11 protein-coding genes are annotated in these 13,434 nt (G+C 73.6%); 6 read left to right on the forward strand and 5 right to left on the reverse strand.

The annotated features are described in order from the left end of the window. Window positions 1-61: 61 nt before the first annotated feature. Together HHX37_RS30350 and HHX37_RS30355 are read left to right on the forward strand one after the other, a co-directional pair. Window positions 62-2,035, forward strand: coding sequence for a sensor histidine kinase (locus tag HHX37_RS30350; protein WP_182887636.1), 1,974 nt, complete (start codon window positions 62-64; stop codon window positions 2,033-2,035). After that, window positions 2,035-2,700 carry a response regulator transcription factor gene (locus HHX37_RS30355; protein ID WP_182887713.1) on the forward strand — a complete coding sequence of 222 codons (666 nt, stop codon included), beginning with the start codon at window positions 2,035-2,037 and terminating at the stop codon, window positions 2,698-2,700. Before HHX37_RS30350 ends, HHX37_RS30355 begins: the two co-directional genes overlap by 1 nt. 19 nt (window positions 2,701-2,719) lie before the next feature. On the opposite strand, the gene HHX37_RS30360 is transcribed toward HHX37_RS30355, so the two are convergent. Beyond that, a complete protein-coding gene (locus tag HHX37_RS30360; RefSeq protein WP_182887637.1) occupies window positions 2,720-4,585 on the reverse strand; it encodes a CASTOR/POLLUX-related putative ion channel in 1,866 nt (621 codons plus the stop codon). A gap of 62 nt (window positions 4,586-4,647) precedes the next feature. Between HHX37_RS30360 and HHX37_RS30365 the strand changes: the two genes are divergently transcribed. Beyond that, window positions 4,648-5,235 (forward strand): Maf family protein, encoded by a 588-nt coding sequence (locus tag HHX37_RS30365; protein ID WP_111697921.1) that lies wholly within the window; start codon window positions 4,648-4,650, stop codon window positions 5,233-5,235. A 10-nt stretch (window positions 5,236-5,245) separates the two neighbouring features. Next, window positions 5,246-6,082, forward strand: a complete 837-nt coding sequence (locus HHX37_RS30370) for an EI24 domain-containing protein (protein ID WP_182887638.1) — start codon at window positions 5,246-5,248, stop codon at window positions 6,080-6,082. Here HHX37_RS30370 and HHX37_RS30375 read toward each other — a convergent pair. Further along, complete coding sequence (locus HHX37_RS30375) at window positions 6,055-7,647, reverse strand: ABC-F family ATP-binding cassette domain-containing protein (protein WP_182887639.1); 1,593 nt, start codon at window positions 7,645-7,647, stop codon at window positions 6,055-6,057. The genes HHX37_RS30370 and HHX37_RS30375 overlap by 28 nt on opposite strands. 218 nt (window positions 7,648-7,865) lie before the next feature. Here HHX37_RS30375 and HHX37_RS30380 point away from each other — a divergent pair, with 218 nt between their 5' ends. Then, window positions 7,866-8,957: a DUF4192 domain-containing protein gene (locus tag HHX37_RS30380; RefSeq protein WP_182887640.1), complete on the forward strand. Its 1,092-nt coding sequence runs from the start codon at window positions 7,866-7,868 to the stop codon at window positions 8,955-8,957. Here the strand turns inward: HHX37_RS30380 and HHX37_RS30385 are convergent. Further along, window positions 8,936-9,286, reverse strand: coding sequence for a hypothetical protein (locus HHX37_RS30385; RefSeq protein WP_138462612.1), 351 nt, complete (start codon window positions 9,284-9,286; stop codon window positions 8,936-8,938). The two genes, HHX37_RS30380 and HHX37_RS30385, sit on opposite strands and share 22 nt — an antisense overlap. Window positions 9,287-9,510: 224 nt before the next feature. Here HHX37_RS30385 and HHX37_RS30390 point away from each other — a divergent pair, with 224 nt between their 5' ends. Continuing rightward, entirely contained in the window at window positions 9,511-10,035 is a 525-nt protein-coding gene (locus tag HHX37_RS30390) for a DUF1707 and DUF4870 domain-containing protein (protein ID WP_244302322.1), read from the forward strand. Between the two features lie 7 nt (window positions 10,036-10,042). Here HHX37_RS30390 and HHX37_RS30395 read toward each other — a convergent pair whose 3' ends face one another. Together HHX37_RS30395 and HHX37_RS37990 are read right to left on the reverse strand one after the other, a co-directional pair. Further along, window positions 10,043-11,617, reverse strand: a complete 1,575-nt coding sequence (locus tag HHX37_RS30395) for an ATP-dependent DNA ligase (protein ID WP_182887641.1) — start codon at window positions 11,615-11,617, stop codon at window positions 10,043-10,045. Between the two features lie 74 nt (window positions 11,618-11,691). After that, complete coding sequence (locus HHX37_RS37990) at window positions 11,692-13,236, reverse strand: glycosyltransferase family 39 protein (protein WP_182887642.1); 1,545 nt, start codon at window positions 13,234-13,236, stop codon at window positions 11,692-11,694. Window positions 13,237-13,434 lie beyond the last annotated feature (198 nt).

Consider the following 13,434-nt stretch of genomic DNA (forward strand, 5'->3'; position numbering starts at 1 on the left):
CGGATGGGACGGGACCCGGGTCCCATTCCCCTCCGTGCGCGTAATGTCCAATGATGTCCTGATGCGAAGCGGTGCGTGGCCCCGAGGGCTCTGGGCGATTCCTGTCCTCTGCGGGGCGGCCGTCGTCGCCGGCGTCGCGCTGACCGCGGCCGCGCCCGCGCCGGACACCACCTATCTGGTGCTCGACGCGGTCGCCGGCCTGACCTGCCCGGCGGTGGGCGTGCTGATCCTCTCGCGGTGGCGGCGGCATCCCGTCGGCCGGCTGTTCTGTCTCAGTGGCGCCGGGCTGGCCCTCCAGGCGCTTTCCGGGGGATACGCCGCGTACGCCCAGCCGCACGGGCTGCCCGGCGCCCTGGCAGCCGCGTGGGTGACGAACTGGGTGTTCTTCACCGGCTTCGGGCCGCTCCTGCTGCTGCCCATGCTGCTGCCCGACGGACGGCTGCCGTCGCCGCGCTGGCGACCGGTCCTGGTCGCGGCCGTCGCCGGGATGACGGTGCTCCAGGTCATGCTCATGCTCCGGGACCGCATCTGGGTCTGGGGGCGGGAAGTGCCCAGCTCGTTCGGGTTCGTCCCCACGAAGCCCGTGGCGGAGCTCGCGTTCGGCGTGGTGGCGCTCGGGCTGGCCGCGTCGGGGATGGCGGCGCTGGCCACACGGGTCACCCGATCCGACGACAGGCGACGTCTCCTGCCGGTGTTCGCGGCCGTCGTCGCGGTGGGGCTCGCGGTGGCCGCCGACACGCTGCTGCCGCCCGATCCCCCCGTGGGCGTGTGGCTGCTGGCCGTGGCGCTGCCGCTGTTCCCCGCGGCCACGGCGGTCTCGATCTTCCGCTACCGGTTGTTCGACATCGAGGTGCTGATCCGGCGCACCGTCGTGTACGCGCTGGTCACGGTCACGCTGCTGGGGGCCTACCTGGTCACCGTGGCCACGATCGGCACACTCCTGCGGGCCGGGACCGGGGTGGTCGAGCCGCTGGCCGCCACCGCCGTCGTCGCGGTGGCGTTCGCACCCGCGCGGGACGCCGCGCAGCGGGCCGTCGGCCGTCTGCTGTTCGGCAACCGGGGCGACCCCGCGGCCGCGCTGTCCCTGCTCGGCCAGCGCCTCGAGTCGTCGGCCGACCCGACGCGGCTGCTCGAACGGGCGGCGGAGACCGTGGCCCACACCCTGCGGCTGCCCGCGGTCGCCGTGCTCGCCGCCGACGGCACACCGGTCTGCGCGGAGGGCGGTGTGCCCGGCGACGGCGCACGGCTGCCGCTCGTGGTGGGCGGACGCGTGGAGGGGGAGCTGCGCGCGGCTCCCCGGTCGCCGGGCGAGGCCCTGTCGGCGGCGGACCTGGCGGTGCTCGACGACCTCGCCCGCCAGCTCGCGGTCGCCCTCGCGGCCGTTCGGCTCGCCAGGGAGGTGCAGGCGTCGCGGGAGCGGCTGGTCATCGCCAGGGAGGAGGAACGGCGCAGGCTCCGCCGTGACCTCCACGACGGTCTCGGGCCCGGCCTGGCCGCCATCGGCGTACGGCTCGACGTGATAGAGGCCACCGCCGCGGGGGTGTCGCCGGCCGTGCGGTCGTCGCTGGCGGAGGTCGGGCAGCTCGTCCGGGGGCTCGTCGGGGACGTGCGGAGAATCGTCCACGACCTGCGCCCGCCGGCGCTCGACGAGCTCGGGCTGGCCGGAGCCCTGGAGGACCTGGCCCTGGAGACGGAGGAGACCGCGCAGGGCGGCCCCGCGGTCAGGGTCCGGGTGCCGGAGCCGCTTCCCGAGCTGCGCGCCGCCGTCGAGGTGGCGGCCTACCGCATCGCCCAGGAGGCGCTGGCCAACGCACTGCGGCACGCGCAGGCCCGGACCATCGAGATCGTCGCGCGGATCGAGCGGGGCGGGCTGCTCCTGCGGGTCCGTGACGACGGCCGGGGGCTGCCCGAACCGCTCGTCGAGGGCGTGGGGTCGGGCAGCATGAGAGAGCGCGCCGTGGAACTCGGCGGTGTGCTGCGCAGGACGTCCGCCTCCGGGGCGGGCACGACAGTGGAGGCGGTGCTGCCGCTGTGATGAACTCCGAGGCCGATCCGGAGACCGCCGAGCCGATACGCGTCCTGCTGGTGGACGACCACCCGCTGCTGCGGCACGGCCTGCGGACGCTGCTGGAACAGGTCGGCGGCGCCGAGGTGGTGGGCGAAGCGGGGGACGGCGAGGAGGCCGTCGCCCTCGCCCTGTCGCTGCGCCCCGACGTGGTCGTGATGGACCTGGTGATGCCGGGCACCTCGGGGATCGAGGCCACCCGCCGGCTGATCGGCCGCGAGCCCGCCCTCGGCGTGCTCGTGCTGACGATGAGCGAGGACGACGCGTCGGTGTTCGCCGCCCTGCGGGCGGGCGCGCGCGGCTACGTCCTGAAGGGCACGGGCGGGGCGGAGTTCATCGCCGCCGTGCGGTCCGTCGCCCGGGGGGAGGCCGTGTACGGCCCCGCCGTGGCCCGGCGCATCCGCAGGTTCCTGGCGTCCGGCCCGGATGTCACGCCCTTTCCCGAGCTGACCGCCAGGGAACGCGGTGTTCTCGACCTGCTCGCGTCCGGCAAGTCGAACGCGGAGATCGCCCGCGCCCTGTTCCTCAGTCAGAAGACCGTGAAGAACCACCTGACGTCCGTCTTCGCCAAGCTTCAGGTGGCCGACCGGGCGCAGGCCGTGGTGCGCGCCCGCCGCGCGGGCCTCGGCGAGTGAGCGGTGGGGACGGCCGGGCTCAGCATTCGGCGAGGACGATCACGGAGTCACCCGGGGTGAACGTCACCGCCCGGGACCGGTCCGGGTTGAGCACGACGCCGTAGTGGGGCGGCTCCCCGGACTTCGCCGCCATGCGATAACCGATCGCGGTCTCGCCACGGCGCAGGGCCGACTCCACGATCGTGCGGAAGGCGACGGGCCGGCCGGTCGTCACGTAGTCCTCCACGGGCCGGGGATAGACCTCCGAGCCCGCGGCGTCGAAGAGGTAGCCGAAGACCTCGGCGAGGTGCGGGTTCTCGGCGAGCTGAGCGAGCAGCAGGCCGATGACGGTGTCGCTGATCACGATGTCGTCGGCCTCGGTGACCTCGGCGAGCGCCCGGTTGTTCTCGTCGTGCATCTCGCTCACGATCGAGTACTTCTCCCCGAGGGTCGCCTGCATGTCGCGCAGCTGCAGCAGCGTCATCAGCGTCCGGTTGTCGGCGTGGCGGGGCTCGTACCGGTCGTCGGAGAGCACGATGACGTGCTGGTAGACACCGACGCCGAGGGACTCCAGGGCGTACCTGTCGGTGCCGTCGCACTCCTTGACGTTCACCGTGAGGTTGCGCAGGTCCGCCAGGCCGGCGCCGGCGCCCGGATGGTCGCCGGCGACGTCGAGCACCGACCCGCGGGTCACGTAGCCGTCCAGGTAGCGGATGATCCGCTCGGCCCGGCCGTTCCAGCCGAGCATCAGCGTCCGCTCGGGGGCCGGCTCCGGGGCCGTCGCGGGGACGATGTGCCGTTCGTCCGCGGGAGCCGTTCCGTTCGCCAGGCGGATGAGCGAGTCGTCCTGGGCGAGCACGACGATCTCGTCGGACGTCCCGATCACCGTGTCCGGCGGCGGGTTGAGCACCACACCGCCGGGCGCGCGCAGGCCGAGGACGGTCGCGGTCGCGTACGCGTCGAGGGCCTGGCCGTACGACCGGCCGGCGAGGGCGGGATCGCGGCGCAGGTAGATCTCACCGCCGTCGAAGTTCAGCAGATCCATGCAGACGACGGACACGCCGGACTGCCGGGACGACTGCACGATCAGCCGCGCGGCGATGTCGTCGCTGTCGACCAGGTGGACGCCGGGCCCTCCGGCCAGCCGGGCGGCGGCCATGTTGCGCGAGGAGGCGATGGCGGCGACCACCGGAGGATGCTCGCCCGCCCGCTTGGCCAGCGCGAGCAGGGTCTTGATGACGTGCGCGTCCGGGTCTTCCGTCTCGGGGGACAGCACCACGATCGTTCGCGCGCTGCTCAGGCTCAGCAGGTCGAGGTCGGCCGGCTCGGTGGGCCGGCCGGTGCGGCACACCAGGCGCGTCCTGCCCGTGTCGCCCACCCGGGCCCGGATCGCGTCCTCCATGGCCGGCTTGTCCCTGTCGGCCAGGATCGCGATGACCGAGCCGCGCTGGCTGGCGTGCGCCTTCGTGAGTTCGGAGACGATCGTGTAGAGCTGCTCGGACCAGCCGAGGATGACGGTGTGGCCGCTCTCGATCACACGGGAGCGGCCCTTGCGCAGCTCCTCGATCTTGCCGCGCAGACCGGCGGAGAGCACGCCCACGAGGATGCTCACGATGAAGATGCCGCCGAGGGACGCGCCCAGCATGATCGCGAGGAAGGGCGCCGTGCCGGCGTCTCCGGCGATCTTGCCCGGGCTGAGGGCGTGCATGAGCGACAGCCACAGCACCCCGGGCCAGCCGTCGTGCCGGAGCGCCTCGTCGGGGACGAGCCACATCGTCAGCGCGCTGACCACCACGATGAGCGCCAGCGACACCAGGGCCAGCCAGCCGATGAGGGCGGTCGTGCCCTTGGACATGGTGTTGTCGAACCAGTAGCGCGCACGCTCTTTGACCGTGGCTTTTGACACCGGCATCCCCCGCATGTGATCGGTAAACGTCAGACATAGTAGAAGCGACTAGGCTTCGTCGTGTGACGGAACTGGTGCTCGCCTCGGCCTCGCCCGCCCGCCTCGGTGTGCTGAGGGCGGCCGGACTGGACCCGAAGGTCATCGTCAGCGGGGTCGACGAGGACGCGATCACGGCCGCCACTCCCGAGGAGCTCTGCCTGAAGCTGGCCGTGGCCAAGGCCGTCGCGGTGTCGCTGACCCTCGGCGACGGCATCGTGATCGGTTGCGACTCGGTGCTCGAACTCGACGGCGTCGCGTACGGCAAGCCGGGGACGCCGGAGGAGGCGGTGCGCCGCTGGCACATGATGCGGGGCAGGACCGGCCGGCTGCTGACCGGCCACTGCGTCAAGGACGTGGCCGCGGGACGCACGCGGTCCGAGGTGGCCGCGACCGTGGTGCGGTTCGGCACGCCGTCGGACGAGGAGATCGGCACGTACGTCGCGAGCGGTGAGCCGCTGCGGGTGGCGGGGGCGTTCACCCTCGACGGCCTGGGCGGCTGGTTCGTGGAGGGCATCGAGGGCGACCACGGCAACGTGCTCGGCATCTCGCTTCCGCTGATCCGCCGCCTGCTCGCCGATCTCGGCGTGCCGGTGACGAGCCTTTGGCGCTAGCCTGCCCGCCATGAGTGGCAACGAGCGGCCCGCCGGGCGGCGTGGCGTCGGCGGTTTCGCCGACGGGATCGGCTTCTGCTTCCGTGGGCTCGGATGGGTGGCCCGGCATCCCGGCTGGTGGTTGTTCGGGCTGATCCCGGCCCTGATCGCGCTCGCGCTCTACATCGTGGCGCTGGTGTGGCTGGGCACGCACGCCACCGACGTCGCGGCCTGGGTGACGCCGTTCGCTGACAACTGGGGCTGGCGGGACACGTTCCGCGCGCTGGTCGGCTTCATGATCTTCGTGGTGGGGCTCGCGCTCTCCGTGCTGACCTTCACCGCCGTCACCCTCGTGATCGGCGACCCGTTCTACGAGAAGCTCTCGGAGAAGGTCGAGGAGGACCTGGGCGGGCTTCCCGGCGGCGACCTGCCCTTCTGGTCGTCGCTGTTCCGGTCGGTCCGCGACAGCCTCGTGACGCTGTGGTACGTCCTGCTGTTCACGGTGCCGCTGTTCGTGCTCGGGTTCGTGCCGGTCGTGGGCCAGACCGTGGTGCCCGTGGTCGGCGCGTTCGTCTCCGGGTTCTTCCTCACGGTCGAGCTGACCGCCCTCGCCATGGAGCGGCGGGGCCTGCGGCGCAAGGAGCGCTTCGCCCTGCTCCGCGCGAACCTGCCGGTCACGCTCGGGTTCGGCGTGCCGCTCTTCCTCTCGTTCATGGTGCCGCTCGTGAGCGTGGTCGCGATGCCGGGCGCCGTCGCCGGCGCCGCCATGCTCGTCCGCCTCCGGCTCGCGCCGGCGCCCGCACCGGAAGACCAGGCATCAGGAGGTCGGGCGCCGGGAGGTCAGGCCAGGGACACGAGACCGGCGTAGCCGGCGTTCCACATGTCCTCGGCCCCGTCGGGCAGCAGCAGGACGCGGTCGGGACGCAGGGCCTCCACGGCCTTCTCGTCGTGGGTCACCATCACGACGGCGCCCTGGTAGGAGGCGACAGCCGCCAGCACCTCGTCCCGTGACGCCGGGTCGAGGTTGTTGGTGGGCTCGTCGAGCAGCAGCACGTTGGCCTGCGAGCTGACCAGGGTGGCGAGCGCCAGACGGGTCTTCTCGCCGCCGGACAGCACGCCCGCGGGCTTACCCGCGTCATCCCCCGCGAACAGGAACGAGCCGAGGATCCGGCGCACCTCGCCGTCGCCCAGGTGCGGCGCGGCGGCGGCGAGGTTCTGGGCGACGGTGCGCGCCGGGTCGAGGGTGTCGTGCTCCTGCGCGAAGTAGCCCAGCCGCAGACCGGGCCCGTGCACCACGCGGCCTGAGTCGGGGCGTTCCCGCCCGGCCAGGATTTTCAGCAGCGTGGTCTTGCCCGCGCCGTTGAGACCGAGGACGACGAGCCGGCTGCCCCGGTCCACGGCCAGGTCCACGCCGGTCAGCACCCGCAGGTCGCCGTACGCCTTGGCCAGGCTGATCGCGCCGAGCGGGGTGCGGCCGCAAGGGGCGGGCTCGGGCAGCCGGATGCGCGCGACCTTCTCGGCGCGGCGGAGCGGCTCCACCGCGGCCAGCATGCGGTCGGCCCGGCGCGCCATCTCCTTGGCCCGCACGGCCGTCGACTTGCCGGCACGCATCCTGTCGGCCTGGGCGTGCAGCGCGGCGGCCTTGCGTTCTGCGACCGCCCGCTGCCGGGCGCGCCCGCGCTCGGCGGCGTCACGGTCGGCCAGATAGGTGCGCCAGCCGGTGTTGTGCACCTCCAGCGTGGCCCGGTCGGCGTCGAGGCGCCAGATCCTGTTCACGGTGTCGTCGAGCAGCGCGGTGTCATGGCTGATCAGGACCAGCCCGCCGGTCCGGCTCGCGAGGAACGACCGCAGCCAGGCCACGGAGTCGGCGTCCAGGTGGTTGGTGGGCTCGTCGAGCAGCAGCGTGTCCTGCCCGGCGAACAGGGTGCGGGCGAGTTCGACGCGGCGGCGCTGCCCGCCGGACAGGGTGCCGACCGGCTGGGTCATGACCCGGTCGGGCAGGCCGAGCCCGGCGGCGATGCGGGCGGCCTCGGCCTGCGCGGCGTATCCGCCGCGGGCCTCGAACTCCGCCTCGGCCCGGACGTACCGCCGCATCGCCCGCTTCTGGTCGGCGGGGTCGGCCATGGCCGCCCCGGCGGCGCGCAGCGCGCGCTCGGCCTCGTCGAGGCCGCGGGCCGACAGGATGCGGGCGGCGACGGAGAGGGACGGATCGGCGGTCGCGGGATCCTGCGGGAGATAGCCGACCTCCCCGGTCCGGGTGATGGTGCCCGCGACCGGCTGCAGTTCGCCGGCCAGGGTCTTCAGCAGGGTGGTCTTGCCCGCGCCGTTGCGGCCGACCAGGCCGACGTGGTCGCCGGGGGCGACGTGGGCGCTGACGTCCGACAGCAGGAGACGGGCGCCGACGCGCACGTCGACACCGCGAAGGGTGATCATTTGTTGACGCTCCGGAGAAGCTCAAGGACACACGGGTGGCGTGGAAGCGGGTGTCCGAGCTAAGAGATCCGGGGCAGAGACATGGCGCCGAGCGTAGGCCGAGTGCCCGGCCCGGCGCCAACGGTTTTCCGGCTGCCGGGTTGTCCACAGGGGACGGCTGTCCCCAGAACGCGCTTCGGCCGTCCTGGGGGCGCGACGGTCCGGAGAGGCTTGCCGCCATGACGACTCCGAAGCTCGTGCTCTCGACCCCGGCGGACATCCTCTCCGCCGTGCCCTACCTCGTCGGTTTCCACCCGTCCGACAGCCTCGTGGTGACCGGGTCCACCGGCCCGGAGGTGCGGCTGACGACGCGGTGGGACCTCCCGGCCGATCCCCGGGACATCGACCGGCTGGTCCCGCTGCTCCGCCGTGAGGCGGTGACCTCCGCGTTCCTCGTCGGGTACGGCCCGGGCGCCCTCGTGACCCCCGTCGTCGACGAGGTGACCCGGCTGCTGCGGGCCGGGGACATCCGGGTGACGGAGAGCCTGCGCGCCGAGGGCGGGCGCTACTGGTCCTACTCCTGCACGGGCGCGACCTGCTGCCCCGCGGAGGGCACGCCGTACGACACCGGAGGCAGCCGGGTGGCGGCCACCGCCGTGATGCACGGGCTGGTCGCGCTGCCCGACCGGGGCAGCCTGCGCCGCTCCGTCCAGCCGTCCGGCGGGACACGGATGCGGCAGGCCACGTACCGCGTCACGGCGGCCCTGCGCACGTGCCTCGCGGCCATGGAGACGGGCATGGAGACGGACAGGGAGACGGCGGCGGGCCTGGACGAACAGGCCGCGCGGTTCGTCACCGACGCGCTGGAGCGGGTGCGCGCCGCGATCGGCCTGTACGCCTCGGGGGGCAGGCTGGGCGACGAGGAGGCCGCGCGGCTCGGGCTGGACCTCGCCGTGGTCCGGGTGCGGGACGAGGCGTGGGCGCTGATCGACGACCGGGACGCGCATCTGGCGTTGTGGCGTGATCTCACCCGGCGGCTGGAGCCGGGCCACGCCGCTCCCGCGGCCTCGCTGCTGGCGGCGGCCGCGTGGCAGCGGGGAGAGTGCGCACTGGCCGGCATGGCGCTGGAGCGGGCCCTCGACGCCGATCCGGGCTACTCGATGGCGCTCCTGCTGCGGCAGGCGCTGACGCACATGATGTCGCCCGCCATGCTCCGCGACCGCATGCCGACTCCCGAGGAACTCGACGACGAGATGGGCGCCCCGAGAGCGGTCTGGCTCGCGCCGCTGCGCGCGCTGCTGGCCCCGGCTCAGACCGGGTCGCTGTCCTGAGCCTGACGACGGCGCTCGTTGTAGGCGCGCATCCGCGCGGGATACCCGGTGAGCTGCACGTCGTAGACCGGCAGGGCGAGATCTCTGGCGACCTTGGCGATGACGGCGGGCGATCCGACGCGGCGGCGGGTCCACTCCCCGTCGTGGGCCACGGCCACCGCCGTGGTGTCGGTGGCGAAGGTCTCGGGCTCCACGTAGAACTCCACGCCACGGCGGGTCTTGGCGAACTCGATGAGCGCCTCGATGTCGGCGTCGGTCGCCTCGCGGTCGAACTTGGCCACGCGGAGGCCGCGCCGCCGCCGGAGCCCGTAACGATCTCGCCATCTCATAGTGCTTGTATACCGCGTCCCAGATCACGATGGCGTTAAGGGAACGGTCTCGGGGCCATGTCGGGGATGTCCCTGATGCCGGGGCCGCCTCTCCGGAGCAGGATGGAGGCAGACTTGAGACAAGCCGAGCAGGCCGTCGACGGAAGGCGATGTTTGTGATGCCCGCGACAGCGACACCACCGTGGCAGGGCCGCCCGGCCCCCATGCCGCACCCTCAGTTGCGCGTGACGAACCAGGACCGTGAGCAGGTGGTCGAGCACGTCAAGGCGGCCTACGCCGAGGGCAGGCTCGACAAGCACGAGATGGACGAGCGGCTGGACCGGGCGATGACCGCCCGCACCCACGCCGACCTCGCGCCGATCATGAACGACCTGTACGGCGCCCGGCCGGCGTACGTGCCCCGGCCGCCCGCGTACACCGGCCGTGCCTCCGCCCTGGAGGGGGGCGACCGGGCCGGAGCGGCGGCCTCGCACCTGTTCGCGCTGGCGGGCTTCTTCGTCATCGGCCCGCTGCTGATGATGGTGACGGCGGGCCGCACGTCCCCCTACATCAGGCGGCACGCGGTGGAGGCGCTCAACTTCCACCTCACCGTGCTCGGCGCGACCGTCCTGCTGCCGTTCACCGTCATCGGGGTCGTGCTGGTGCCGGTGGTCTGGGTGCTCGGGCTGGTCCTGTCCGTCGTCGGCGGGGTGTCGGCCATCGCCGACACCGAGTTCCGCTATCCCCTGACGGTCCGCCTCGTCAAGTAGGCGGCGGCTAGGGCATGATCGCACGGACGGTGGCGACGGTGTCGGCCTCCTCCGGCCGCTTGTCCGGGCGGTAGCGCAGCACCCGGGCGAACCGCAGCGCCATGCCCCCGGGGTAGCGGCTGGACCGTTGCACTCCGTCGAAGGCGATCTCCACGACCAGCGTGGGCGTGAGCGTGACGACGTGGCCGTCCCCAGGGCTCTCGGCAGGGCCATCGGCAGGGCCGTCCGCAGGGCCGTCCGCAGGGTTCTCCGCGATCCGCAGGAACTGCTCGGTCTGCCAGGTCAGCAGTTCGTCGGTGAGGCCCTTGAACGTCTTGCCGAGCATCACGAAGCCGCCCGTCTCCGGGTCGTAGGCGCCGAGGTGCAGGTTCGACAGCCAGCCCCGGCGTCGTCCGCTGCCCCACTCGGCGGCCAGCACGACCAGATCCAGGGTGTGCCGGGGCTTCACCTTGATCCAGCCCGCCCCCCGCCTGCCCGCGGCGTACGGCGTGCCCAGCGACTTCACGACGACGCCCTCGTGCCCGCGGCGTACCGCGTCGCCGAAGAAGGCCTCGGCCTCCTCGGCGTCCGCGGTGACCAGGCGCGGGGTGATCAACTCGGCCGGCACCGCCGTCTCCAGCGCGGCGTGCCGCTCCTGGTCGGGCAGGTCGAGCAGGTCGGCCCCGCCCACCCGCAGGGCGTCGAAGAAGAAGACGGTCAGCGGCACGGTCTCCCGCAGCGACGCGACGCCGGTCCTGCTGGCCACCCGGCCCGAGGTGACCTGGAACGGCTCGGGACGGCCGTCGGGGCGCAACGCCAGGACCTCGCCGTCCAGGACCAGGTCGGTGCCCGGCAGGCCCAGCACCGCCTCCACCAGCTCAGGCACCTGACCGGTGATGTCGTCGAGTGTACGGGTGAAGACGGCGACGTCGTCCCCCGACCGGTGGGCCTGGACCCGTACGCCGTCGAGCTTCCACTCGACCGCGGCGGGAACGCCTGCCTTCTCCAGCGCGGCGGTCACGCTGGCCGCGCTCTGCGCGAGCATCGGCGCGACGGCCCGCCCGACCTCCAGATGGAACGCCTTGAGCTCCGCCACCCCGCCGCGCAGCGCCGCCGCGCCGACGGCGGGCAGCGAGCCGCGCAGGGTCAGGGCCCGGCGCACCTCGGCGGAGGGCACGTCCGCCGCCCTGGCGATCGCCTCGATCATCACGCCGTCGAGCGCCCCCTGGCGCAGCTCGCCCGTCAGCAGCCGGTGCAGGAACGACTGCTCCTGCCGCGTCACGGCGCCGAACAGCTGACCGAGCAGCTCGCGGCGCGCGGCCTGCGAACCCGTCCCCGTCTGGGCCTTGATGCGTTCGAGCAGCGCGTCGACCTGGCCGAGGGTCGCCGTGGCGATCTGGCGCGGCTCGGGAAGGTCGGAAAGGCTCCGCCAGCCCACGCCGATCTGACGCTGCGGCAGTTCCCCCGACAGGTAGGCGATGGCGATCTCGGCCTCGTCCGGGCCCACCCTGCCGAGCAGCTCGGCCAGGTGCCTGATCTTGGCCAGCCGCGCCGAGTCCGCCGCCACGGCCGCGGAGGTCCGGGCAAGGTCGATCAGCAACACAACGTAATCCTGCCTTACCGGATGGGCACCTGCCCAGGCAGGGGGGCGAGTCGCCGTCAGCTGTAGTGTCGCCGTCAGCTGTAGTGGCGCGCGAGCGGCCACAGATCGCGCCAGGGCCGGAGGGGATCGCGGCAGACCGTGATCGGCACGCCCTGCTCCTCGCCCGGCATCCCGGTCACCGTCCCCGCGACCGAGCAGTCGGCGAAGACCGTGCGGAGGCGGCCGGGCGGATAGCCGACGGAGACCGCCACCCGGGTCCCCTCCGGCGGCGGGCCCCACCACCACAGCTCGTTGTGGCCGCTGTAGACGGCGGGCAGGCCGAAGTCGCCCGCCCAGCGGCGCAGCGCGCCGGCCTCGCCGTAGTTCCCGGCGAGCAGCACCGCCCCCGCGCGCTCATCGGCGGGCAGCGTGCCCACCACCTGTCCGACCTGCGCCGCCAGGTCCCGCATGCCCACCGACTCGCGGGCGACCTCGTTGATCGCCGCGACCGGCGTCCCCGCGAGCGACGCGGCCGGGACGACCGGCAGCGCCAGGACCACCGCGACCACGGCGTTGGCCGCCAGCGCCACGACCAGCACGGTCCGCCTCCGCCATCCGGCCGCCGTCACGCACCCGGCCGCGAACAGGTAGAGCAGGAAGGCGCCGGTGTAGTCGGGGCGGCCCCCCGAGAGCAGGACCAGCGCGCAGGCCACGGGGTAGGCCAGGGCGAGCGAGCGGACCCGCCGGTCCCGCCAGAGCCGCAGCCAGCCCGTCACGCACACCACCGCCTGCGGGGGACCCAGCAGCAGGATCTGCAGGGGGACGAAGGCGATGCGGTTGTCCGCCCCCTCGTCGGCGCGCAGAGCCTCGGCCATCTGCAGTTGCGGCCAGTCATGGGTGACCTGGTAGACCAGGTTGGGCGAGGCGATCGCCAGGGCCAGCAGTGCCCCGAACCACAGGCGCCTGTCCCGCAGCGCCTCGCGCGGACCGGTGACGAGGAGGCCCAGCCCGGCGCAGGCGAGCAGCAGCACGATGAGGTCGCGGTTGTAGGACGCGATCCCGGCCAGCAGGCCCGTCCAGAGCCAGTAGCGGCCGTCGCCCCGCAGCAGCACCCGGAGCAGGCACAGCGTGACCGCGAGCCACAGCACGAGATCGGGAGTGAGGGTCAGCAGCGAGTGCCCCGCGATCAGGGGCAGCACCGCGCCCGCCGTGCCGGCCGCGGCGAGGACCTGCGCGGCCCGGCCGCCGCCCAGCTCCCGGGCGATCAGCGCGGCGAGCAGAACCAGCGTCCCGGCGCACAGGGCGGGGACGATCCGGAGCGCGACGACGGTGTCCCCGAAGACCGCCGTCGACAGCCGGGCGATCATCGGGGTGAGCGGCGGGGTGTCGAAGTATCCGAGCCGGGGGCGTTCGCCCAGCATGCGGAAGTACAGTTCGTCGCGGTGGTAGCCGTACCAGGGGCTCACCGCGAGCAGCACGGCCACGACCGCGCCGGCGAGCGCGATCACCGCCCGGGGCAGCCCGACGGAAGGCAGCGGGGCAGGGGGCAGCCGGGCAGAGTGCGGCCGGACGGGGTGCGGCCGGATGGGAGGCACGGCACTCGTCGGGCCGCCCGCGGCGGCGTTCGGCGGCGCGGCCACGCGGTGACCGTCATGAGAGGGACCGTCATGAGAGGGACCGTCATGAGAGGGACCGCCGTGAGAGGGACCGTCGTGAGGGGGGACGCCGTCCATGCGGCCATCATCCACGACGCGGCCGGGACCTCATAGGCCCCGCCGGGCGGCGTCCGTCCCGCAGGCACCGGGCCCCGCGTCAGGCCCGCCTCGGGCTCGCACCGG

This window comes from Microbispora sp. H10885 (assembly GCF_014161415.1).
Lineage (GTDB): Bacteria > Actinomycetota > Actinomycetes > Streptosporangiales > Streptosporangiaceae > Microbispora > Microbispora triticiradicis.